Raw genomic sequence first — 22,487 nt, forward strand, 5'->3', positions numbered from 1 at the left:
TGCAAAGATATAAAAAATTGTTTGTTTAAATAACTTTGAGTAAAAAAAAATAACTATTTGACTTTCAATATGTTTTTAGTTAGATTTTTGTGCTCGTTTCTATTCTTGTAAATTTTTAATGCGGTAAACAATGCTTCTTTAAAAGATGCTTCGTTTGCTGTGTTTTTTCCTGCAATATCAAAACCAGTTCCATGGTCTGGAGATGTTCTTACTTTATTTAGTCCGGCTGTAAAATTAACGCCGTTGCCAAATGATAATGCTTTAAATGGGGCTAAGCCTTGGTCATGGTACATTGCTAAAACACCGTCAAACTGCGTGTAAGTTTTAGATCCAAAAAAACCATCTGAGGCATAAGGCCCAAAAACAAGTTTTCCAGATTCTTTAATTTTATCAATAGTTGGCTTAATAATAGTATCGTCTTCTGTACCAATTACACCTTTGTCTCCACAATGTGGATTTAATCCTAAAACAGCAATTTTTGGTTTACTTATTCCAAAATCTTGTACAAGAGATGTGTACATGATTTCTACTTTTTCCTTAATTAGTTCTTCTGAAATTGTTTCTGCAACTAAAGAGATTGGAATATGACCAGTAATTAAACCAATTCGCAGTTCTTCAGTCATTAATATCATTAAGCTTTTTCCTTCTAAATTTTCTTCAAGATATTCTGTATGACCTGGAAAAGAGAATTCATCCGACTGAATATTTTCTTTATTAATTGGAGCAGTTACCAATAAATCAATAGAGTTATTTTTTAATGCATTTGTTGCTGTAGATAATGATTGAAGTGCAAAGTTACCTGATTGTTCCGTTGCAGTTCCTAAATTAACAGGAACTTCATCTTTAGTAATATTTAATAGGTTTATTTTTCCGTGAGAAATCTTATCTAAAGAATGTATTCCGTGTATATTGTTTTCTAGCTTTAGTAATTTCTTATAATAAGAGACAATCTTAGTAGTTCCAAATAAAACAGGCGTACAAAAGTCTAACATACGTCTGTCGTTAAAAGTTTTTAAAACCACTTCAATTCCAATTCCGTTGCTATCACCTAGAGAAATACCAACAATAATTTTATCTGATTTATCCATATTATCTTGTCTAATGTTCTTATTTTTGAACAAAACAAAAGTAACTAATTTTTAACGATATGTTTACCGGAATTATAGAAACTCTTGGAGAGGTTGTAAGAATAGAAAGAGAGCAAGAGAATATTCATTTTACTATAAAAAGTGATATTACTTCAGAATTAAAAATAGATCAAAGTGTTGCGCATAATGGTGTTTGTTTAACAGTTGTAGCTATAGATAATGATATATATACGGTTACAGCAATTAAGGAAACATTAGTGAAAACAAATCTTGAAAACCTTTCACTTAACACTAAAGTTAATTTAGAAAGAGCAATGAAGCTAGGTGATAGACTTGATGGACATATTGTTCAAGGTCATGTTGATGAAACTGGGGTTTGTAAAGGTATAAATGATCAAGACGGAAGTACTGTGTTTACTTTTGCTTATAATTCTGATAAAAATAATATTACTATAGAGAAAGGCTCTATAACTATAAACGGAGTTAGTTTAACTGTTGTTAACTCAAAGAAAAATGAATTTAGTGTTGCAATAATTCCTTATACATTGGAACATACAACTTTTAAGAGTTTGTCGGTTAATGATAGAGTAAATCTTGAGTTTGATGTAATTGGGAAATATGTAGCGCGATTAACACAAGTGCAATAAAACTACTTTTCTTCTTTTAATTTCTTGTATCCATAAGCAATTCCTGCAGCTAATAAAAAAGAAATACCACCATCAATAGGAAGACCTGGTCCAGTAGGTAGACAAGGAGGAAAAGGACAAGGAGGTCCAATTTGAGAATACGTGTTTATAACACAAAAAAAGAATAAGAAAAATAGGGATTTTCTCACTTTGTTTTACAGTTTTAGGGGTTGATTCTTTTGAAATCTAGAGCCAAATATATGGTTTTAGAATTAAAAACCAAACAATACTTATAAAAGATATGGGGTTTATGTTTTATAAGTATAAAAAAAGCCTTTACATTGCTGTAAAGGCTTGAAAATTAAAGTGGTCCCACGAGGACTCGAACCTCGGACCACCTGATTATGAGTCAGGTGCTCTAACCAACTGAGCTATAGGACCATTTTCGGACTGCAAATTAATGTTATTTTTTCAACATAATCAACATAAAAATAACTTATTCTTAATATTTTATAAAAATTGACGTTAAAATTATCCTTTAAAGTTTTTAATTTATTCAGAATCAATATATTTTAAACTTCTCGTTGCATTAATTGCAAACCAAAATTTTTAAGATTGATTTTGTTTTCTTCAGAAATATCTATAATTTCAAGTGTTTTAAACGCTTTTTCCGTGTACTCTTTTATAATACTTTGGGTTTCCTCTGGAATTTTATAAGTAGTAAAGATATTTTTTACTTCAATTATTTTAGTATCATTATCTTCTAATTTAGTGCTGTATAAAGATTTTAATTTCTCTTTATCTTTTGTTGAAGCAATTAGTAAAGATTTTAAATATAGAAAGGTTTTCTTGTTTTCCATAATATCTCCACCAACTTGTTTTCCAAAAGTTTCAGGATTACCAAAAGTATCTAAATAATCGTCTTGTAGCTGAAAAGCAATACCTAAATTTAATCCGAACTCATAAATTAAATCTGTATTTTTTTCTTCAGTTTCTGCAACAATTGCACCCATTTTTAATGCAGCACCCACTAAAACTGATGTTTTTAAACGAATCATGTTTATGTATTCAGGAATTGTAACATTGTTTCTTGTTTCAAAATCTACATCTAATTGCTGGCCATCGCAAACTTCTAGTGCTGTTTTGCTAAATAATTTTGCTAGTTTTTGAAAGACCACTGGTTCATAGTTTTCAAAATATTGATATGCTAATATTAACATGGCGTCACCAGAAAGAATACCGGTGTTTAAATTCCATTTTTCATGAACCGTTTCTTTTCCTCTTCTTAAAGGGGCGTCGTCCATAATATCATCATGAACTAATGTGAAATTATGAAAAACCTCAATAGCTAAAGCTGCAGGAAGCGATTTTTTATAATCATCAGAAAATATATGACAACCCATTAAAGTTAATACAGGGCGCATTCTTTTGCCGCCTAATTGTAAAATATACTCTATGGGTTCATAAAGGTTTTTAGGATTGTGAATCCAGTTTTTACTATTTAAATAGGCAAGAAACTCTTTTTGATAATGTAAAATATCCAAATCTTTAATTTTTTGTAAAAATACAGTAATCTATTAATTCATTTTTGTTGAAATGTTAAAAAATGATTAAAACTTTGGAAACTTTTTTTGTTTCTAAAGTTTCCTAACGTATCTTTGCCTGCGCTTATGAGAGATAAATTATTACATACAGCTTCTGAAATGTTCTTAAATCTAGGTTTTAAGAGTGTTACTATGGATGATATTGCCAATGAAATTGGTGTGTCTAAAAAAACCATTTATAGCCATTTTAAAAATAAAACAGAGTTAGTTGCAGCGGTTACGTCAAAGGTGTTTTGTACAATTTGTGAAGGTATAGATGCAATTAATGAGCAGAAAAAAAATCCAATTATAGAATTATTTGAGGTTAAAAGCTTTGCAATGTCTTTTTTAAAAGACGAAAACTCTTCTCCACAATATCAATTACAAAAGTATTACCCTAAAATATATGCCTCGCTTAAATTGAAACAGTTTGAGTATATGCAACATTGTATTAAGAAAAACTTAACTAGAGGGATTGATCAAGAGTTTTATAGAGCGGACATTGATATAGATTTTATTGCAAGAATTTATTTTAATGGAATGATTGCTATAAAAGATAACGATTTATTTCCGCTAAAAAAGTTTTCTATGAATCAATTAATGAATCATTATTTAGAATATCATTTAAGAGGAATTTGTACAGAAAAAGGAATCCAAATATTAGAAAATCAGTTAAAATAATAACTACATGAAAAGAGTATTATACATATATTTTATGGTGCTTTCTATAAGTAATATACAAGCTCAAGAAAAAAAAATGAGTTTGTCTATGCAAGAGGCAATAAATTATGCTATTAAAAATAGTTACCAAAATAAAACGGCTATAAATGATATTAAAGCTGCGGAAAAACGCAAATGGGAAACCACAACAATGGGTTTGCCACAAGTTAACGGAGTTGTTAACTATCAAAACAATTTAAAACAAGCAGTTTCTTTATTACCTGCAGAAATTACAGGAGGAACTCCAGGTACTTTTACACCAGTTCTTTTTGGTACAAAGCAAACAATGAATGGTACAGTAACATTAAATCAGTTGTTATTTGATGGTTCTTATTTAGTAGGTTTACAATCTGCCAAAACTTATTTAAAAATATCTAATCAGGCAAAAGAAAAAACTGAATTGGTAACTAGAGAAGCTGTTATTAATGCTTACGGTAATATTTTGGTTACTGAAAAATCTATCGAGATTTTAGATCGAAATAAAAAAGTAAATGATAGGTTGTTAAAAAGTGCTAGAATAGGTTATGAAAACGGTTTAGCAGAACAAGAAGAGGTAGAGCAATTTGAAATTACTGAAGGAACTATAATAAGTAGTATTAGAAATGCAGAGCGTTTAAAAACACTTGCTTATCAAATGTTAAATATTACTTTAGGAAACGAAATTAATACCAAACTTACCTTAACAGATACATTAGAAAAATTGGTGCTTACCAATACAGATTTAAACTTATTAGGACAAGATTTTCAACTAAACAATCATATAGATTTTAAAATTGCAGAAAATACAAGAGAAAGTAATAGGCTTTTAATGCAGTTAGAAAAAAGTAAAGCATTGCCAACACTAAGTGCTTTTGTTAATTATGGATTTGCTGCAAATTCAGATTCGTTTAGTTTTTTTAATAGCGATCAAAAATGGTTTCAATCTTCTGTTTTAGGTGTAAATTTAAATATACCAATTTTTAGTAGTATGGGAAGAAGTGCAAGAACCGCACAAGCGCAAATTGCTTTAGAAAATTCTGATATTGAATTAGAAGAAACAAAACAACGTTTAAATTTACAGGTAGCACAAGCGCGTAGTACCTATCAATTAAGTATTGAGAATTACGAGACTGCAAAAAAGAATTTAAACCTTGCAACGCGTATTGAAAATAAAAATCAAATTAAATTTAAAGAAGGTGTTGCAACAAACTTTGAGCTTTTACAAGCGCAACAGCAACTTTATACACAACAAAATAACTTTGTGCAATCTATGTTAGACATAATTGCTAACAAAGCAACATTAGAAAACGCATTAAATATTCCTGTAAAATAAGTAAAACTGAAAAGATGAAAAAAATAATATCACTAACTATACTATCAATTCTTTTAATTTCTTGTGGAGAAAAAAAAGAACAATCTTTAGAAGCAGTTTTAGCAAGTAAAGATTTAACAACTATAAGAGCAAAGAAAACTAAATTAGATACTCAGCAACAAGAATTAGCAGCTCAAATTAAACAATTAAACGATGAAATTTCTAAACTTGATACAAACAAAAAAGTTCCGTTAATTTCAACTTTTACAGCAAATCAAGAAGAGTTTACACACTTTTTAGAATTACAAGGAAATGTACAAACAAAACAAAATGTATTAATCTATCCAGAAATGGCAGGTCAATTACAACGTATTAATGTAAAAGAAGGCCAACGAGTATATAAAGGTCAAATTTTAGGTAGTATTGATAATGGCGGAATGTCTAATCAATTAGCACAAGCACAAGCAGCAGAAGCATTTGCTAAAACAAGTTTTGAACGTCAAAAACGTTTGTGGGATCAAAAAATTGGAAGTGAAATTCAATATTTACAAGCAAAAACAAATTACGAATCGCAACAAAACGCTGTAAAAAACCTACATAAAACGTTAGGAAAATATAGTATAAGAGCTCCTTTTTCTGGAGTAATTGATGATGTAATTAAAGAACAAGGAACTGTTGTTGCTCCGGGACCAGGATCAGAAATTTTTAGAATCGTAAACCTTTCTAAAATGTATATTGAAACAGATGTCCCAGAAAGTTATATTACTTCAATAAAAAAAGGTAAAAGTGTTGAAGTAGAATTTCCAGTTTTAGGAAAGACAATCAAATCTAATGTGCGTCAAGCAGGTAATTTTATCAATCCTTCAAACAGAACATTTAAGGTAGAAATTCCTGTAGATAATAAAGATAGAACTATAAAACCAAATTTAACGGCTAAATTAAAGATTAACGATTATTCTAATAAAGAAGCATTGTTAATTCCGCAAAGTATTATTTCTGAAAATGCTAAAGGAGAACAATACGTATATATTGTTACAGATTTAAAAGATAAAATAGGTACGGCTAAACAAGTAATTATTTTAACTGGAAAAACACAAGGAGATGTTGTTGAGGTTTTAGAAGGAGTTAAAACTGGCGATCAAATTATTATGGAAGGTGCACGTAGTGTTCAAAATGGTCAAGAAGTACAAATTATAAACTAATCCACTAATAAATTAGAAGTATGTCAAAAATGAACAAAAAAGTGGATAAAGAATTTGGCTTATCCTCTTGGGCAATTAACAACAAAACTACAATGTATGTGGTTATGGCTGTTATATTTTATCTTGGTGTTTCTGCATTTTTTGAAATGCCTCGTGAAAGCTTTCCGGAAATAAAAGAAACTAAAATTTATATAAGTACGCCTTTCTTTGGAAATACTGCTGAAGATATTGAGAAGCTAATTACAGATCCGTTAGAAGAAAAACTAAAAACGGTAAGTAATGTTGTAGAAATTACGTCTACTTCTCAGGAAGATTACTCAATGGTTATTGTTGAGTTTGATGAAAATATTGAAGTAAAAGATGCAAAACAGAAGGTTAAAGACGAAATAGATTCTGAAACTTCAAGTGAAGATTGGCCAACTTTTAATGGAGCAAAAGTAGAACCAAATGTATTTGCTTTAAGTATGTCTGAAGAAATGCCAATTCTAAATATTAATATTTCTGGTGATTATACCGTAGGAAAATTAAAAGAATTTGGTGAGTATCTTCAAGATGAAATAGAAGGATTGCAAGAAATTAAGCAAGTAGATATTCGTGGAGTTCAGGATAAAGAAGTTGAAGTTGCTGTTGATATTTACAAAATGCAAGCGGCTAAAGTAAGCTTTGGCGATATTATAAACACAATAAACGGCGGGAATTCAACAATGTCTGCGGGTAATTTAATTACAAGTGGTCAGCGTAGAACTATTAGAATACTTGGTGAAATTGAAAAACCTTCAGATTTAGAAAACTTTGTTGTAAAATCTGAAAAGGGAAATTCTATTTACTTAAAAGATGTTGCAGAAGTAAAGTTTAAAGAAAAAGACATTACAACTTACGCTAGAAAATCAGGTGAACAGGTTGTTATGTTAGACGTTAAAAAACGTGCAGGTTCTAATATGGTTGCTGCTGCAGAGCAAATTAGAATTATGGTTGAGGACGCTAAAGCAAATGTATTTCCGCCAGACTTAGAGGTTAGTATTACAAACGATCAATCTTCTGTAACCATTGCAGCTGTTGACGATTTGGTAAACAATATCCTTTTTGGAGTTATTTTAGTAGTAGTAGTTTTAATGTTCTTTTTAGGATTTAAAAACGCAATTTTTGTTGGTTTTGCAATTCCAATGTCAATGTTTATGTCTTTAATGATATTAAACATGTTGGGTTATACATTAAATACTATGATTCTCTTCGGGTTAATTATGGGACTGGGAATGTTGGTAGATAACGGAATTGTGGTTGTAGAAAACGTATATCGTTTAATGGATGAAGAAGGAATGAGCAGAATTAAAGCTGCTAAAAAAGGAATTGGTGAAATTGCATTTCCTATTATTATTTCAACAGCAACAACAGTTGCCGCATTTATTCCTTTAGGTTTATGGCCAGGCGTTATGGGAGAATTTATGAAACTTTTGCCAATAACATTAGGTATTGTGTTAAGTTCTTCTTTAGTAGTTGCCATATTTTTCAATTCGGTTTTAGTCTCTGATTATATGAGTACTGAAGATGAAGATATGCCAATAAAGAGAATAATTATTATGACAGTAATTATGACAATTATTGGAGTTCTAATTTATCTTATTGGAGGAACTTATAGAGGTTTAGGAATGTTAATGATTTTCACTGCAATAATGCTTTGGGTGTATCGATTGTTTTTACGAAAACTGGCAAACGCGTTTCAAAACAAAGTGTTACCGCGTTTAGAAAACTGGTATGAACGCCAATTGAGAAGAGCGTTATCTAAGTCTAGACCTTATTGGTTAATTGGAGGAACATTTGCTTTATTAATTATTTCATTTATAGCTTTTGGAGCTTCAGTTGCAAGTCAGCGAACAAAGATTGAGTTTTTTCCAGATAATAAACCAAATCAAATTATTGTGTATATCGAATATCCACAAGGAACCGATATTGAAAAAACGAATGTAATTACTAAAGAAATTGAAAAGAAAGTATATACAGTTTTAAATGATTCTCAATATACAGATGGAGATTATAATTTCTTAGTAGAAAGCGCCGTTTCTCAAGTTGGTGAAGGAGCAGGAAACCCGACAGCAGATGCTGGTGGAGGTGGAGAATTACCACATAAAGGGAAAATTACCGCTTCAATGCGAGAGTATAAATACCGTAGAGGAGAAGATAGTGAGTTGCTTCGTCAAAAAGTACAGGCTGCTTTGGTAGGAATTTATCCAGGAGTTTTAATTTCGGTTGAAAAAGATGCAAATGGACCTCCAGCAGGAGCGCCAATCAATATTGAAATTGAAGGAGATGATTATGTAGAGTTGATTTCTACAGCAGAAAGAATGCGAGATTTTATCAACTCTAAAAGTATTCCTGGAGTAGATGAGATTAAGATAGATGTAAATAAAGATAAACCTGGTATGCAGGTTGTTGTAGATAGAAAAAAAGCGGGAGAGTTAGGTGTAAATGCATCGCAAGTTGGTCAGCAAATACGTAATTCTATTTTTGGAGCAAAAGCAGGAATCTATAAAGAAGATGGCGAAGATTATGATATTTATGTTCGTTTTAATAAAGCAAATAGATATAATTCTAGTGCTATTTTCAATCAGAAAATAACATTTAGAGATAATACGGGACAAATAAAAGAAATTCCTATTTCTGCTGTTGCAGATCATAGAAATAACTCAGGATTTAGTGCAATTAAGCACAAGGATGTTAAGCGAGTTGTTACTGTGTATTCTCAATTATCACCTGGGTTTACAGATGCTGGAGCAATTGTAGCACAAGTTCAAAATGAGATGAATTCTTTTGAAAACTTGCCAGAAAACATCAAAATAGATTATACAGGTCAAATCGAAGAACAGAACAAGCAAATGGCTTTCTTAATGGGAGCTTTATTGACTGGTTTGGGGTTAATTTTCTTCATTTTAATCTTCCAATTTAATTCTATTTCAAAGCCAACAATAATCATGATTTCTATTCTTTTAAGTTTAATTGGTGTATTTGGCGGAATGGTAATTACAGGTTCTTCTTTTGTTATTATGATGACAATGATGGGTATTATTTCGCTTGCGGGAATTGTAGTAAACAATGGAGTGGTGCTCTTAGATTACGCCCAACTTTTAATAGATAGAAAGAAAAATGATTTAGGTTTAGATGAATCTGAATATTTAGAAACTAATGATTTATTTGAAGCAATAGTTAAAGCAGGTAAAGCACGTTTACGTCCAGTTTTATTAACGGCAATTACAACTATACTTGGTTTAATACCGTTGGCAATTGGTTTTAATATTAACTTCTTTACTTTATTTTCGGACCTTGATCCAAAAATATATATGGGAGGAGATAATGTTGTTTTCTGGGGGCCTTTAGCTTGGACAGTAATTTACGGTTTAATTATAGCAACCTTTTTAACGTTAATTGCAGTGCCAATTTTATTCTATCTAATTACTAGATTTAATATGTGGTTTAAGGGAAATACAACTTCTAATGAAGTAATTGACCAACATGTCTTTGAAGTTGAAAAACGTTTAGAGTAAGGATAAAAACAATTTTTTGTTAACTGAAAAAGAGTTGAAAGTGTAAAAACTATCAGCTCTTTTTTTATTTTTGTAATATGGGTAAAAAATCTTTTACTGTTGAAGAGATAAAAAGAAAAATAGAACATTATTGTGCCTACCAAGACCGCTGTCATAAAGAGGTAGAAGCCAAACTTAAAGAATATAGCGTTATTCCTGAAGCAAGAGAATTAATTCTTTTAAGTTTAATGAATGATAATTTTTTAAACGAAGAACGCTTTTCAAAGAGTTTTGCACGCGGAAAATTCAGAATAAAAAAATGGGGAAAACAACGTATTGTTAGAGAATTGAAATTTAAAGACATTTCGGCATATAATATTAAAACAGCTTTAAAAGAAATTGATGAGGTTGAGTATATTAATTCATTTAATGAACTAGCTGAAAAAAGACTCAAACAAATTACGGAAACAGATATTTATAAAAAGCGTAAAAAGCTAGCTGATTATTTATTGTATAGAGGTTGGGAAAGTAGTTTGGTTTATGCGAAAATAAATGAATTAATTACAAAAAAATAACCCTTTTGAATACTCAAAAGGATTATTTTTTACTTAATTTTCAATGTTTGTTAGGCTATTTTAAAATGATTTTCTTGGTAGCTGTTTTGCCATTCATATTCATGTTTAAAAGATAAATACCCTGTGCGTAGCCATCTAAATCTAATTGATAAGAATTGTTTGTAATATTCTTTTTAGTAAAAACTTGTTTACCAGTAATATCAAAAACTCTAATATTTAAAGCTTCACCTGTATTCCAGTTAATGTTAAAAACACTATCTGAAGGGTTTGGGTAAATAGCTATATTATTTAGTAAATTGAAATTATCTGTAGATAATACTCCGTTAATTACTAAGTTGTCAATTACTACTCCTTCTTCATTTGTGTTTTGATCCGAAGAGAATTTAAATCTAAAAACAATATTTGTTTCGTTTGTAAAAGCAGATAAATCATAGCTATAATCTTTTGCAGTTGCGTTTGATAGTCCGTCACTTGGGTTTACGTTCTCTCCTTCTCCAGTCCATTGGTTACCTGGTAATGGAGCTCCTTGCGATGTTGATGTTGCAGAATCATTATACCAGTTTGGGTCAGAAGAAGTACCTAAAACATTCCACTCTGCACCAAAATTTGTTGAGTATTCAACAAGAAGGTAGTCGAAACCTAGCTCTAAATCAAATCCCATCTTAAATGCTAATTCTGGGTTGCTAACTTCACTCAGATCATAGCAATTAGTATAAAGGTAAGCAGTTGTTTGGTCAGGATAATTAGTGTTTAAACTTGTTGAGTATGCTCTTTGTCCTTCTGGACTTGATAATAATAACTTATTAACTCTACCTATATCCCAAACTGGAGCATTAGATGTTTCAGTTAAAAGTTCATCTGAATTAGATTCAAAAGTATTAACTGTTATAGGACTAGAATTATTTTCATTTATTGAAAATACAGTATTGGCAATATTATTACTATAAGTATCGTCAGCTATAACAACCTCAATATTTAAAGTATGTGAGCCAATAGTAAGGCTGCCTAATTCTGGTAATAAAATATCTTCAATCTCTTCTGAAGTTAAAGACCCTGACCATGAAAAAGTATTGATTGCTCCTTCATCTATTTTATAGTTAATTGTAATTGAGTTTATAGTGTTAACTCCCTGGTTTTTTATTTTAATTTCAGGAATTATACTTTCCTCACAGCTAATACCATTTATAGGGTTGTTAATGGAAACTAATCGTACATCATTATTTGGTAATTGTCTTGGCATGTCTGAGATAAATATTCCTCTTCCATATGTAGCGGCAATTAATTTTGAGTCTTCTTCGTTAATTGCTAAATCTATAATTTGAGTGTTAGGTAAGCCTGTGTCAAAAGTTTCCCAAACAGCTAAGTCATCATTTATAAAATAAACACCTAAAGCTGTACCTACATAAATAGTATTATTTCCACTTCTTTCATGGTGCTTTACTATTAGTTTAGATTCTGAAGGTAAATTTCCGGTAATGTTAGTGAACGTTGGTGTGTCGTCTAAGATGTTTTCACTCTTAAAAACTCCAAGCTGTGTTGTAAACCAAGCTGTATTAGAGTTATTGTTGCTAATTTCAATTGAAGTTATGTTTCCTCCAATTGTAAACTCTTTAAAATTAATACCCTTATCTTTACTTCTATATAGAGCAGCTCCATTAGAAACGTATATGTTGCTAGTGTTTATTGGATCTATTTCTATTACATCTAGGTTTCCTCCAAAAGATTGGTTAGAAATTTGTGTCCAACTGAAGCCAGATAATACAAAAAGTTGATCGTAACCTGCATATATATCTCCATTTTTATTTGAAGCTAATGGTGTTACCCATTCTCCTTGACGATTATCTGGTGAAAGTAAAGCGGCTGACCTACTTTCACCGCCATTTTCAGTAATATGTAATTGTCTTCCGTTTTGAATAAACCCATAGTATTTTTTTTCATTGTTAGGGTCAACAATTCCTTCCATACCATCTGCTCCATGGTAGTTTCTCCATTCACCATTTTTGTATCCAAATCCACCATTGTCTTGTAGACCTCCAGCTAAAGCTTGATAATTTTGTGGGGATACAGAGATTTTGTAAAATTGACTGATTGCCAGGTTTTTAGTTAAATCGGTAAAACTACTACCTTCATCTGTAGAAACATAGATTCCTCCATCTGTTCCTGCAAAAAAATTACCATCAATAAAGCGCATAAAATGAATATCAGCATGTGTATAAGAGTTTTGATTTGGGTTGTCCCAAGAGTTAATTTTAGTAAAACTATTTCCTCCGTTATTAGATTTCCAAACATCTAAAACACCAACATATAAAATATCGGCATCGTTAGATGAAACAGTAAATGCTAAATCATACCAAGCTTGAGAGCCACCAAAAATATCACTAGTTTCATTGGTTTTAGTAAATGTTTCTCCACTATTTGTAGATTTATAAATACCATTAAATCCATTTGAGTTCGGTCCACTATTACTTAGGTAACTTAGAAGATAAACATAATTGTTATTGGCTACAGTAACGTCCATTATAAGTTTTGTAGAATTGGCAAGACCCGTAACGATTTTTTGTGTAAATGTACTTCCTGCATCTGTAGATTTATAAAAACTATTACGAGAAGAAGCATACCAAATATTAGGATTGCCAGGTTTCATTTTTAAATCTAATCCAGCATTTGTACCTTGTGGTGTATTCCCTACGTTTAAACTTAAAGAAGTTGTCCAATTTGTTCCCCCATTTATTGTTTTATGAATTCCGGTAGAAGTAGCAACTAAAATAGTTTCTGGACTATTTGGAATGATATAAATTTCATTCATAGAGTTTGGGTTTCCAGGAATGTTACCAGTATTATTCCAAGAAGTACCACCATCAATGGATTTCCATACTCCTACTGCATATGTATCAGCTGCATCATCATCTCCTGTAGCTATGTATATAATATTTGAGTTAGTTGGGTGAATTGCAATTCCTGACACTCCAATTTGAGGTAGCTCATCTGTTAAAGGTGTCCAATCTAGACCAGAATTTGTAGATCTCCAAAGTCCACCAGCTGGTGTACCAACATAATATGTATTTGAATTACTTGGATCAACAGCTATTGCATTAACACGCCCTTGTCCAGTTTGTTTTGCGTTTGTTGCATTATGAGTGTTAGAATTTGTAAACGGACCTAATGGTGTCCAATTGCTAATATCAGTTCTAGATTGTGTTCTACTATTTAATTCTTTTTTCTGTTTCCAGGCTTTCAATAAGTCTTCTTTAGACCTTATTGTTCCGTCTGTATTTAAGTTTCTAGACCAATTGTATTGCCATCTTTTAAAAGGCTTATATCCACTACCTTTTTTGTTGATGTCTATTGTACTAAAATAAGTTTCTGCTGCAGCTGATATTTCTTCTAATGTAGGTTTTCCTGCTCTACTAGCATCAACATTATTGGACCAAGGTGCATTTTCCAGCATTTGTCCAAAAGAAAATACTGAAGTTAAAAAAAGAGTAAGAGTAATTATTTTTTTCATATCTATGGAGTTATTTTTTAATGGAATCTTTGAATTTAGTCGTCAAAAATAGTGAATCTTTCACTTTATTTATGTTAATAACCTGATTTATATTATCATTAGGTACTGTTACTGAAAGAACATAGTGTTTTAATTTCCAGTTATTTCCTTTTTTTTCAAGTACTCCTGAGCCTCTACTGACTCCCATCCATGTATTTAATAGTTCATCAAACCAAGCAAAATCTTTATTTTCATTTACATAAATATTTCTTTCTAAAGTTTGAAAACTCCAAGCTTTTCCTTTGTCAAAATAAGGTTTACTAAATTTTGAAAATTCTGATTTACTCCAATTTTCACTAGCATCAGTACCAATAAAAACAGAAATATTATCCATTATATTAAAGTAATTTTCAAAATTAGCTTCAGATGCAGCTTTATGCCAGTTGTTTACTGTATTGTTTATTTGTTGTTTTGTTAATTTTGTGTATTCAGAATTATCTGTAGTTTGTTCTTTTTTACAAGCGGACATTAAGCTTAGAAAAAGTATTGTTAAAAACATTTTTTTCATTAGTTGTCTTTTTTAGTAGGAATTTTTTTAAATTTACTTCTAGCGTTTTGACTGCCCAAAGTTAATTTTTTCAAATTTTTAGTATTGGGTTTGTTTTGTTGTTTCTTAACCCTTTCTTTTATTACAGGTAATGTATCTGTTTGGTAATTGTTGTCATCAATTAAAATAGCATCTTCAAACCTTTTTTGAGAATATAGTGTGTTAATTTTTTGATTTACACTGCCAAAAACTTCAATTATTTTTAAGATTTGTGTATTAACTTCTTCTGCTTTAATAGCAGAAATATAAGTCATGTCAACTAATCTTAAGGCTTCATTTTCTAAAACATTAAGTCTAGTGTTAAAAGCATTGTTTTTAAGTATTTTTGGTTTAAGACTGTCTTTTAAATTTACAATCAAATCTTTTAATTCAATAGCGTAGTTTAGAGCTTCATTTGGTGATATTTTATCAAATCTTTCTAAGAAGGAGTTAAATATCTCGTATTCTTTCCAATTTGTAATATTCTTTTTTGAAAACTGATCTAAATTATCTGGTTTAGGAAAGTCTACAGCAATGCTTAACTCTGGTTTTTTAATATTTTCTTTTTGTTCTTGTATGTTTTTTTTACATCCTAAGAAAGAACAGAATAAGATTATAAGAAGTGTAGCTTTTTTCACTTTTAAAGATTAAAGTTAATGCAGTAAAATTACGTTTTTTTTTAATGTCTAAACTCAATAAAAACTTAATCCTTAAAAATCAGTAAACTACAAGGTTAATTTACGGTATATTAAATTATGTACATGTTATTTTATGAATACATTAATTTTGTACTTTTGAACCATCTAATTTTTTTGATTATCATAAAATGAATGAAACCATATTAATACTTGGTGCTTGTGGTCAAATAGGTAATGAACTTACCGAAAAACTTCGAGCTATTTATGGAAGCAATAATGTAATTGCTTCAGACATTAGAGATTGTTCTTCTCAAATAAATTCTGGGCCTTTTGAAATTATAGATGCTACAGATAAAGGTGCTATTTTAAAAATAGTAAATAAATACAAAGTAACACAAGTGTATTTATTAGCGGCAATGTTATCTGCAACTGCAGAAAAGTTTCCGCAAAAAGCTTGGGATTTAAATATGAATTCTCTTTTAGCAGTTTTAGACTTAGCAAAAGAAAAACATATTAAACAAGTGTATTGGCCAAGTTCTATTGCTGCTTTTGGGCCTACTTCACCAAAAATTAATACACCACAAATTACTGTTATGGAGCCATCAACTGTTTACGGAATTAGTAAGAGAACTGGTGAGTTCTGGTGCGAGTATTATCATAAAAATTATGGAGTAGATGTAAGAAGTTTACGTTATCCTGGCGTAATATCTTGGAAAACAAAACCCGGTGGAGGAACAACAGATTATGCTGTAGATATATATTTTAAGGCGCTAGAACAAGCAAAGTATACTTGTTTCTTAGCAGAAGACACTCGTTTACCAATGATGTATATGGCTGATGCTGTAGATGCAACTATAAAAATAATGCAGGCAAATTCAAGTGAAATTAAAATTAGAACATCTTATAATTTAGCAGCAATTAGTTTTACGCCAGCTCAAATAGCTTCAGAAATAAAGAAATATATTCCTAATTTTGAAATTACATATGAGCCAGATTTTAGACAGAAAATTGCAGATAGTTGGCCGCAAATAATTGATGATTCTACAGCTAGAGGAGATTGGAATTGGCAACATAAATTTGATTTAAAATCGATGACAAACGATATTCTAAAAAATTTAAAGGCACAAAACCAACATTTAGAAGAGGTGTAAGGTATTTGCTTTAAGCACGTCAAAACGAATATGAAAGAAATAATTGAAAAAAGTTTAAATAACGCAATCTCATATCTCACCTATAGAGATTTAGTAAGTAATTTGTTAGCTGAAGGAAAATCAACTGGACCAAATCAATCAGAAGATATATTAAATTATAGTTTATTAAACGACAGAAGAATGAAGCGGTTAGATAAAACTATTTCAATTTCTGAAGAAACTAAAACTGCTTTAAAAAAAGTAAAGACACCACAAACTTGGTTGGTTATTACAGAAGGTTGGTGTGGAGACGCAGCTCAAAATTTGCCAATTATCAATAAAATTGCTGAAGAAAACGAAAATATAAATCTAAAATTAGTTTTACGAGACGAAAATTTAGAGTTAATGGATCAATTTTTAACTAATGGAGGACGTTCTATACCAAAATTAGTTGCCTTAGATTCAGATAATAATGTAATTGAAACTTGGGGTCCAAGACCAACAATAGCCACACAAATGGTTGCTGATTATAAAGAGGTAAACGGAGGGTTAGATGCTGATTTTAAGAAAGATTTACAAGTTTGGTACAACAAGAATAAAAGTTTAAATTTACAAGAAGATATCGTTTCGTTATTGAGATAATCATTCAATAACACTTAAAAGTGGAAAATCCGTTTAAAGTTAGTGCTTTAGACGGATTTTCTTTTGCCTATATTTGCCACATGTTTGTACCGTTTGAAAACTTATCAGAAGAAGCTAAAGTTTGGATTTATCCATCTAGTAGAAAATTTCACCAGCCTGAAATTCCAGAATTGGAGAAAAAGATTGAAGATTTTATAACTGATTGGAAAAGTGATGATGAAAGCTTTAAGGCTTCTTATCAATTAAAATACAATAGATTTATTGTTTTTTCTGCGGAAGGAGATAAGCCGTTTACAAATGCAGATATTGATTTGCAAGTGGCATTCATAATTCAATTACAAGAGGGATATAAAGTTGAATTGTTAGATAAAATGAATGTTTGCTTTAAGCAAGGCGAATATGTGCAGTATAAAGATTTAAAAGACTTTAAAAAATTGGTAAAAAACAAAGCGGTAAATGAAAAATCAATAGTTTTTGACAATTTGATTACTTCAAAATCTGAATTTAAATATTATTGGGAAGTGCCAATTACTGAAAGTTGGTATAAACGTTTTTTGTAAAAACAACTATTCAGAAAGTTGTGCAATAAAACCTTCTATACTTTGTGCGTTTTCTGTTGAAAAATCACCAATTTTTGTACGTCTTAATGTAGATAAATGTGCGCCAGAATTTAAAGCTATTCCGTAATCGTAAGCAATAGAACGTATGTAAGTTCCTTTACTGCAAACAATTCTAAAATCTACTTTCGGTAAATCAATTTTTGTAATTTCAAACTCGGTAATTTCTACTTCACGCGCTTTAATTTCAGTAGTTTCACCTTTTCTGGCCAATTCGTATAAACGCTTTCCGTCTTTTTTAATTGCTGAAAAAATTGGTGGTTTTTGCTGAATTTTACCTAGAAATTGTTTGGTGGTTTTGTGTAATAAATCTTCCGTAATATGTTCTGTGGAAAAGATTTCGTTTACTTCGGTTTCAAGATCGTAGCTTGGTGTAGTTGCACCAATTGTAAAAGTACCTGTATATTCTTTTATTTGCCCTTGATATTCGTGAATATTTTTGGTTTGCTTGCCAGTACAAATAATTAACAAACCAGTTGCTAACGGATCTAAAGTTCCTGCATGACCAACTTTTATTTTTTTGATGTTAAACTGTTGTTTTATATGCCAACGCAATTTATTTACTACTTGAAATGAAGTCCATTCTAGCGGTTTATCAATCAATAAAACTTGTCCGTTTTTGTAATCTTCTAACGTTTTTGTCATTTCTGAATTATTGCATCAATGAATACACAATTGCAATAACACCAACAATTGCACAGTAAATTGAGAAGTAAGAAAGTTTGCTCTTTTTAACTAAAGCAATCATCCAATTACAGGCAACTAAGCCAGCTAAAAATGCTGCAATAAAACCTGCCGACATTGGTAAAGCTTCTGCGCTTGTAAAATTAATATCGCCACTTAAAAGGTCTTTAGCAACTTTTCCGAAGATTAAAGGAACTACCATTAAGAATGAAAACTTTGCGGCTTTAGTTCTGTCTATTCCTAATAAAACAGAAGTTGAAATTGTTGCACCAGATCTAGAAATTCCTGGTAACATTGCAATTGCTTGAGAAATACCAATAATTATGGCGTTGGTAATAGAAACTTTTTTATCTGTTTTCTTTGCTCTATCAGCAAGTAAAAGTAAAACGGCAGTTACTAATAACATTAGACCTACAAATAATATTTTTCCGCCGAAGAAAGATTCTAATTCTTCTTCAAAAAGTAACCCAATAATTACTGCGGGAATCATAGAAACAATAATTTTTAAAGAGAATTCAGTTTGTTCATTCCATTTAAATTGAAATAAACCTTTAAGAATTTCTGCAACCTCTTTTCTAAAAACCACCAAAGTACTTAATGCTGTTGCAGCGTGTAAAACAACGGTAAAAGTTAAGCTTTCTTCTGGTACAGAATTGTCTCCTAAAATAGCTTTTGCAAGTTCTAAATGTCCGCTTGACGATACAGGTAAAAACTCTGTCAATCCTTGAATAATTCCAAGAACAATTGCTTCAATAATATCCATTACTTCTTCGGATTTAATAAGATTGCATAAATTTCAATTCCAAGTCCAATTAGTACTAAAGTTGGTGCTAAACGGATTCTTCTCCAATTGTAAATTTCTTCGTTAAATACATTTGGGTCATCGCTTCCGCCACCAGCCATTAGTATAAAGCCAAGTGAAATTACAGCAATTCCTATAAGCATAAATAAGTAATTCTTTTTTCCGAAAAGAAACTCTTGTTTTTGAATATTGTTATCTTTTTTCATCTTAATAATAAAGTTCGTCTGTTTGTAAATTTAAAAAACGTTGGGTTGCAAAGAAAGTGCTTATCCAAGTGATTATAAATGCCGTAAGCAAAACTCCGCCAACCAAATACCCTAAAGAAACATAGTCTTTTGTTAATTCTAAAGCGGGTATAAATTTATCTACATAATAAATTACGGCTGCTAAGCCAAGTAAAGCAATTACAGAGGCTAAAACCCCTAATTTTATACTTTGCCAAATAAAGGGTTTTCTAATAAAGCGTTTTGTTGCTCCAACCATTTGCATGGTTTTTATATTGAATCGTTTTGAATAAATTGATAATCTAATTGAACTATTGATTAAAATAATAGCAACTAAACCGAAAAATCCACTTAAAACTAACAGCCAAAAACTAATTCGTTGAATGTTTTTGGTTAGTAATTGAATTAAAGGTTTATCGTAAGAAACTTCAGAAATTAGATTGTTTTTTTTGAATTCTGTTTCAATTTCTAACATTTTTTCAGGTGTAACAAAATCGGCATTTAAGTATAGGTCAATTCCATTTTTTAACGGATTTTTACCAAGGAATTTTAAAAAATCCTCACCAATATCTTTAGAATACGCTTTTGCAGCTTCCTCTTTAGTTATATAGTAAATGTTTTTTATGAAAGGTTCTTTAAGTAAAGAAGCTCTTAAATTTTCAGTTTGTTCTTTTGTAACACCATCTTTTAAGAAAAGTGTCATGGCAACTTTTTCTTTAAAATGATTGGCAACTTTAGTAGATTTTAATAAAACTAAGCCTAAAATTCCAAGCATAAACAATACTAGAGCAATACTTATTACTACAGATATGTAGGAAGATTGCAAACGTCGTTTTTGATAAGAATCGAAAGAAGAGGCCATTTTTTTGTTCAATTTTCTGCTTGGCAAGATACTAATAAGTTGGCAGTAAGCAAGTATGCAGTTTACAGTAAATTTGTTAAAAATTATTCAATTTCCTGACACAATTCAATAAGAACTCCATTGGTGGTTTTAGGGTGTAAAAATGCAACTAATTTATTGTCTGCGCCTTTTTTAGGAGTCTCATTTAAAACAGTAAAGCCTTCTTCTTGCAAGCGTCTAATTTCTGATTTTATGTCTTTAACAGCAAATGCAATATGATGAATTCCTTCACCTTTTTTTTCTATAAATTTTGCAATTGGACTATTTGGATTTGTAGCTTCTAATAATTCTATTTTATTAGGACCGGCTTTAAAAAATGAAGTTTTAACACCTTCGGAAGCAACTTCTTCAGTTTTATAATGTTTTTCTCCAAACAAAGAAGCAAATAACACATTTGATTCTTCTAGATTTTTTACAGCAATACCAATGTGTTCTATTTTTTCCATGAGGTAAAAGTATAAAAAACAAAAACACCTTTTATAAAATAAAAGGCGTTTTTAGCAATTTCCCCTGAAAATCTTATTAATACATTATATCAATAAAATATATCTTACAAAGATTAAACAGCTCTTAGGATTAGACAAGAGTAGTAATCTTGTAAAGGTAAAGGTGTATTTATCTTATGACTTAGGGTGTTTTTCCTGTTTTACAAAGTATTTTGTGTGCCAAGTGATTGATTTTTAGGTGTCTTATATGTTGATTGTTAATTATTGTTGGTTGTTGGTTGAAAAAAAACACTATTTTAGAACATAATTTTAAACCAAGCTAATTATGAAAACTAACCGTTTAGTATTGTTTTTGTCTATTGTAATGATAGGTTTTTTAACATCTTGTGAAAAAAAATGTAATTGTGATGATCAAAATTTTACGCCGCCAGATGGTACTTTTTGTTATGTAGATGAAGGTAGGACTGAAGAAATGTTAGATTACACCGAAATTGTAGCAATGTTAAGAAATTATGATGCCACAAGGATTGCTCCTTTAGAGAAAGCATTAGGGTATGAAGATTCTCGTTTAAATACATACAATTTTGAGGGGTTTAAAAAGTATCTAGGACATATAGAGAACTTAAGTAAAAAAGCAAAAATTAAAATTAGTGGTATTAGTTTTATTTCTGCTGCAAAAGCTAATTACGATGGGACTAAGAGAAGTTACCAAGATTTAATTTACATACCAACCACTACAGTAAATGGTAAGCAAATTGCTTTTGACCCTGTACAATCTTTAAAACAAGGTAAATTAGTAACTTTTAAAGAAATGTTGGCTGCAAACGGATATAATTGGATTTACAATAGTATAGAAGATTTTAAGAAAGGTAAAAGACCTGATAATAACTATAGTACACAACAACAACAACAACAACAGAAAAGTACGATTTTAACAGGAAATCAGAAAAGTGGCGCGGGTAATTGGGGGCAATTAACTCCACCAAAATAATCTAAAATGGTAGGTCAAATAATTACCTATGGACTAATCTCTCAGATATTAGCTTTTTGTATTAGTTTCTTTTTTATGTTCAAATACAAAAGTGTTTTTTTAAGAACTTTAACGCTATTGTTATTTACAACAGTTGTTATTGAGTCTATAGGTACTTATTTTAGGTATGTTGAAGATACGAGTTTTAATAATCATTATTATCATTTTTATAATCTGATATTTTTATCAATAGTTACTTTTCTTTTTTTTAAAATAATTAAGGGAGGCTTGTGGAGAAAAATAATGATTATTTTATTTAGTATTTTCTTAATTATTTGGAGTTTATTTTTTATAAATAATAAATTTTTTTATTCTGAAGTAATTTTTGAATCTATAACTATAAGTAGTTATAGTATTTTATATTTAAGAGAATTATTGATTTCTGATAAAATAATTAATTACAAGAAATTATTACCATTTTGGGTTTCTATTAGTTTTTTGATTTTTTACCTACCAGCAGTACCATTTCTTGCAGCTTTAAAATATATGAATGATAGAGGCTCATTCCCTGTTTTGCATGTGTTAATTATTTTAATGAATCTATTTATAATTTTCGGACTACTATACAGTGATAAAGAGGAAAATGTATAATCTCTAAAGTAATTTTTAATTTCATGGATATTCTTGATTATGGATTTCTTTCACAAATAATAACATTTATTTTTAGTCTATTTTTTTATGTAAAATATAAAACTAATTTTTT

At 30.1% G+C, this 22,487-nt stretch carries 22 protein-coding genes and 1 tRNA gene; 11 read left to right on the forward strand and 12 right to left on the reverse strand.

From position 1 onward, the window contains the following. Positions 1-53: 53 nt before the first annotated feature. Complete coding sequence (gene pdxA, locus LPB136_RS12480; protein WP_072556649.1) at positions 54-1,088, reverse strand: 4-hydroxythreonine-4-phosphate dehydrogenase PdxA; 1,035 nt, start codon at positions 1,086-1,088, stop codon at positions 54-56. Positions 1,089-1,147: 59 nt separating this feature from the next. Here pdxA and LPB136_RS12485 point away from each other — a divergent pair, with 59 nt between their 5' ends. Further along, complete coding sequence (locus tag LPB136_RS12485; RefSeq protein ID WP_072556650.1) at positions 1,148-1,735, forward strand: riboflavin synthase; 588 nt, start codon at positions 1,148-1,150, stop codon at positions 1,733-1,735. 2 nt (positions 1,736-1,737) lie between these two features. Here LPB136_RS12485 and LPB136_RS12490 read toward each other — a convergent pair whose 3' ends face one another. The 3 genes from LPB136_RS12490 to LPB136_RS12500 form a co-directional block, all read right to left on the reverse strand. After that, positions 1,738-1,923 carry a PID-CTERM protein-sorting domain-containing protein gene (locus LPB136_RS12490; RefSeq protein ID WP_072556651.1) on the reverse strand — a complete coding sequence of 62 codons (186 nt, stop codon included), beginning with the start codon at positions 1,921-1,923 and terminating at the stop codon, positions 1,738-1,740. Positions 1,924-2,081: 158 nt separating this feature from the next. Then, a tRNA-Ile gene (locus LPB136_RS12495) sits at positions 2,082-2,155 on the reverse strand. A 131-nt stretch (positions 2,156-2,286) separates the two neighbouring features. After that, positions 2,287-3,258, reverse strand: a complete 972-nt coding sequence (locus tag LPB136_RS12500) for a polyprenyl synthetase family protein (RefSeq protein WP_083426217.1) — start codon at positions 3,256-3,258, stop codon at positions 2,287-2,289. Between the two features lie 126 nt (positions 3,259-3,384). On the opposite strand from LPB136_RS12500, the gene LPB136_RS12505 reads away from it, so the two are divergent. The 5 genes from LPB136_RS12505 to LPB136_RS12525 all read left to right on the forward strand — a co-directional run bounded on the left by LPB136_RS12505 (position 3,385) and on the right by LPB136_RS12525 (position 10,600). Continuing rightward, the gene (locus LPB136_RS12505) at positions 3,385-3,978 is read left to right on the forward strand and encodes a TetR/AcrR family transcriptional regulator (RefSeq protein ID WP_072556653.1); all 594 of its coding nucleotides are present in this window, start codon (positions 3,385-3,387) and stop codon (positions 3,976-3,978) included. A 7-nt stretch (positions 3,979-3,985) separates the two neighbouring features. Continuing rightward, positions 3,986-5,329: a TolC family protein gene (locus LPB136_RS12510; protein WP_072556654.1), complete on the forward strand. Its 1,344-nt coding sequence runs from the start codon at positions 3,986-3,988 to the stop codon at positions 5,327-5,329. A 14-nt stretch (positions 5,330-5,343) separates the two neighbouring features. Then, entirely contained in the window at positions 5,344-6,510 is a 1,167-nt protein-coding gene (locus LPB136_RS12515) for an efflux RND transporter periplasmic adaptor subunit (protein WP_072556655.1), read from the forward strand. A gap of 20 nt (positions 6,511-6,530) precedes the next feature. Beyond that, on the forward strand, positions 6,531-10,046 hold the full coding sequence (locus tag LPB136_RS12520) for an efflux RND transporter permease subunit (RefSeq protein ID WP_072556656.1): 3,516 nt from the start codon (positions 6,531-6,533) through the stop codon (positions 10,044-10,046). Positions 10,047-10,123: 77 nt separating this feature from the next. Then, complete coding sequence (locus tag LPB136_RS12525) at positions 10,124-10,600, forward strand: regulatory protein RecX (RefSeq protein WP_072556657.1); 477 nt, start codon at positions 10,124-10,126, stop codon at positions 10,598-10,600. A 55-nt stretch (positions 10,601-10,655) separates the two neighbouring features. Here LPB136_RS12525 and LPB136_RS12530 read toward each other — a convergent pair whose 3' ends face one another. From LPB136_RS12530 to LPB136_RS12540, 3 genes are read right to left on the reverse strand one after another with little or no spacing between them, the layout of a single operon-like run. Then, the gene (locus tag LPB136_RS12530) at positions 10,656-14,105 is read right to left on the reverse strand and encodes a T9SS type A sorting domain-containing protein (protein WP_072556658.1); all 3,450 of its coding nucleotides are present in this window, start codon (positions 14,103-14,105) and stop codon (positions 10,656-10,658) included. A 10-nt stretch (positions 14,106-14,115) separates the two neighbouring features. Beyond that, positions 14,116-14,652: a nuclear transport factor 2 family protein gene (locus LPB136_RS12535; RefSeq protein ID WP_072556659.1), complete on the reverse strand. Its 537-nt coding sequence runs from the start codon at positions 14,650-14,652 to the stop codon at positions 14,116-14,118. After that, positions 14,652-15,308 carry a hypothetical protein gene (locus tag LPB136_RS12540; protein ID WP_072556660.1) on the reverse strand — a complete coding sequence of 219 codons (657 nt, stop codon included), beginning with the start codon at positions 15,306-15,308 and terminating at the stop codon, positions 14,652-14,654. Before LPB136_RS12540 ends, LPB136_RS12535 begins: the two co-directional genes overlap by 1 nt. Before the next feature lie 188 nt (positions 15,309-15,496). On the opposite strand from LPB136_RS12540, the gene LPB136_RS12545 reads away from it, so the two are divergent. Genes LPB136_RS12545 through LPB136_RS12555 form a run of 3 tightly spaced genes read left to right on the forward strand, consistent with a single transcriptional unit; the run spans position 15,497 to position 17,640 of the window. Continuing rightward, positions 15,497-16,459 carry an NAD-dependent epimerase/dehydratase family protein gene (locus LPB136_RS12545; protein WP_072556661.1) on the forward strand — a complete coding sequence of 321 codons (963 nt, stop codon included), beginning with the start codon at positions 15,497-15,499 and terminating at the stop codon, positions 16,457-16,459. A 30-nt stretch (positions 16,460-16,489) separates the two neighbouring features. Next, complete coding sequence (locus tag LPB136_RS12550) at positions 16,490-17,080, forward strand: thioredoxin family protein (protein ID WP_072556662.1); 591 nt, start codon at positions 16,490-16,492, stop codon at positions 17,078-17,080. 20 nt (positions 17,081-17,100) lie between these two features. Continuing rightward, the gene (locus LPB136_RS12555) at positions 17,101-17,640 is read left to right on the forward strand and encodes an ABC transporter ATPase (RefSeq protein WP_335743860.1); all 540 of its coding nucleotides are present in this window, start codon (positions 17,101-17,103) and stop codon (positions 17,638-17,640) included. A 6-nt stretch (positions 17,641-17,646) separates the two neighbouring features. Here LPB136_RS12555 and truB read toward each other — a convergent pair whose 3' ends face one another. The 5 genes from truB to mce form a co-directional block, all read right to left on the reverse strand. Next, positions 17,647-18,342, reverse strand: coding sequence for a tRNA pseudouridine(55) synthase TruB (gene truB / locus LPB136_RS12560; RefSeq protein ID WP_072556663.1), 696 nt, complete (start codon positions 18,340-18,342; stop codon positions 17,647-17,649). 7 nt (positions 18,343-18,349) lie between these two features. After that, positions 18,350-19,144 (reverse strand): undecaprenyl-diphosphate phosphatase, encoded by a 795-nt coding sequence (locus LPB136_RS12565; RefSeq protein WP_072556664.1) that lies wholly within the window; start codon positions 19,142-19,144, stop codon positions 18,350-18,352. Next, on the reverse strand, positions 19,144-19,389 hold the full coding sequence (locus tag LPB136_RS12570; protein WP_072556665.1) for a DUF3098 domain-containing protein: 246 nt from the start codon (positions 19,387-19,389) through the stop codon (positions 19,144-19,146). The genes LPB136_RS12565 and LPB136_RS12570 overlap by 1 nt, the downstream gene beginning before the upstream one ends. Position 19,390: 1 nt before the next feature. Further along, complete coding sequence (locus LPB136_RS12575; RefSeq protein WP_072556666.1) at positions 19,391-20,269, reverse strand: cell division protein FtsX; 879 nt, start codon at positions 20,267-20,269, stop codon at positions 19,391-19,393. A gap of 83 nt (positions 20,270-20,352) precedes the next feature. Beyond that, positions 20,353-20,754 (reverse strand): methylmalonyl-CoA epimerase, encoded by a 402-nt coding sequence (gene mce, locus LPB136_RS12580; protein ID WP_072556667.1) that lies wholly within the window; start codon positions 20,752-20,754, stop codon positions 20,353-20,355. A gap of 325 nt (positions 20,755-21,079) precedes the next feature. On the opposite strand from mce, the gene LPB136_RS12585 reads away from it, so the two are divergent. Together LPB136_RS12585 and LPB136_RS12590 are read left to right on the forward strand one after the other, a co-directional pair. Continuing rightward, positions 21,080-21,745: a hypothetical protein gene (locus LPB136_RS12585; protein WP_072556668.1), complete on the forward strand. Its 666-nt coding sequence runs from the start codon at positions 21,080-21,082 to the stop codon at positions 21,743-21,745. Positions 21,746-21,751: 6 nt separating this feature from the next. Then, positions 21,752-22,375, forward strand: coding sequence for a hypothetical protein (locus LPB136_RS12590; RefSeq protein ID WP_158009640.1), 624 nt, complete (start codon positions 21,752-21,754; stop codon positions 22,373-22,375). The last annotated feature ends 112 nt before the right edge of the window (positions 22,376-22,487 follow it).

Origin of the sequence: Tenacibaculum todarodis (assembly GCF_001889045.1) — a bacterium.
GTDB classification, from domain to species: Bacteria; Bacteroidota; Bacteroidia; order Flavobacteriales; family Flavobacteriaceae; genus Polaribacter; species Polaribacter todarodis.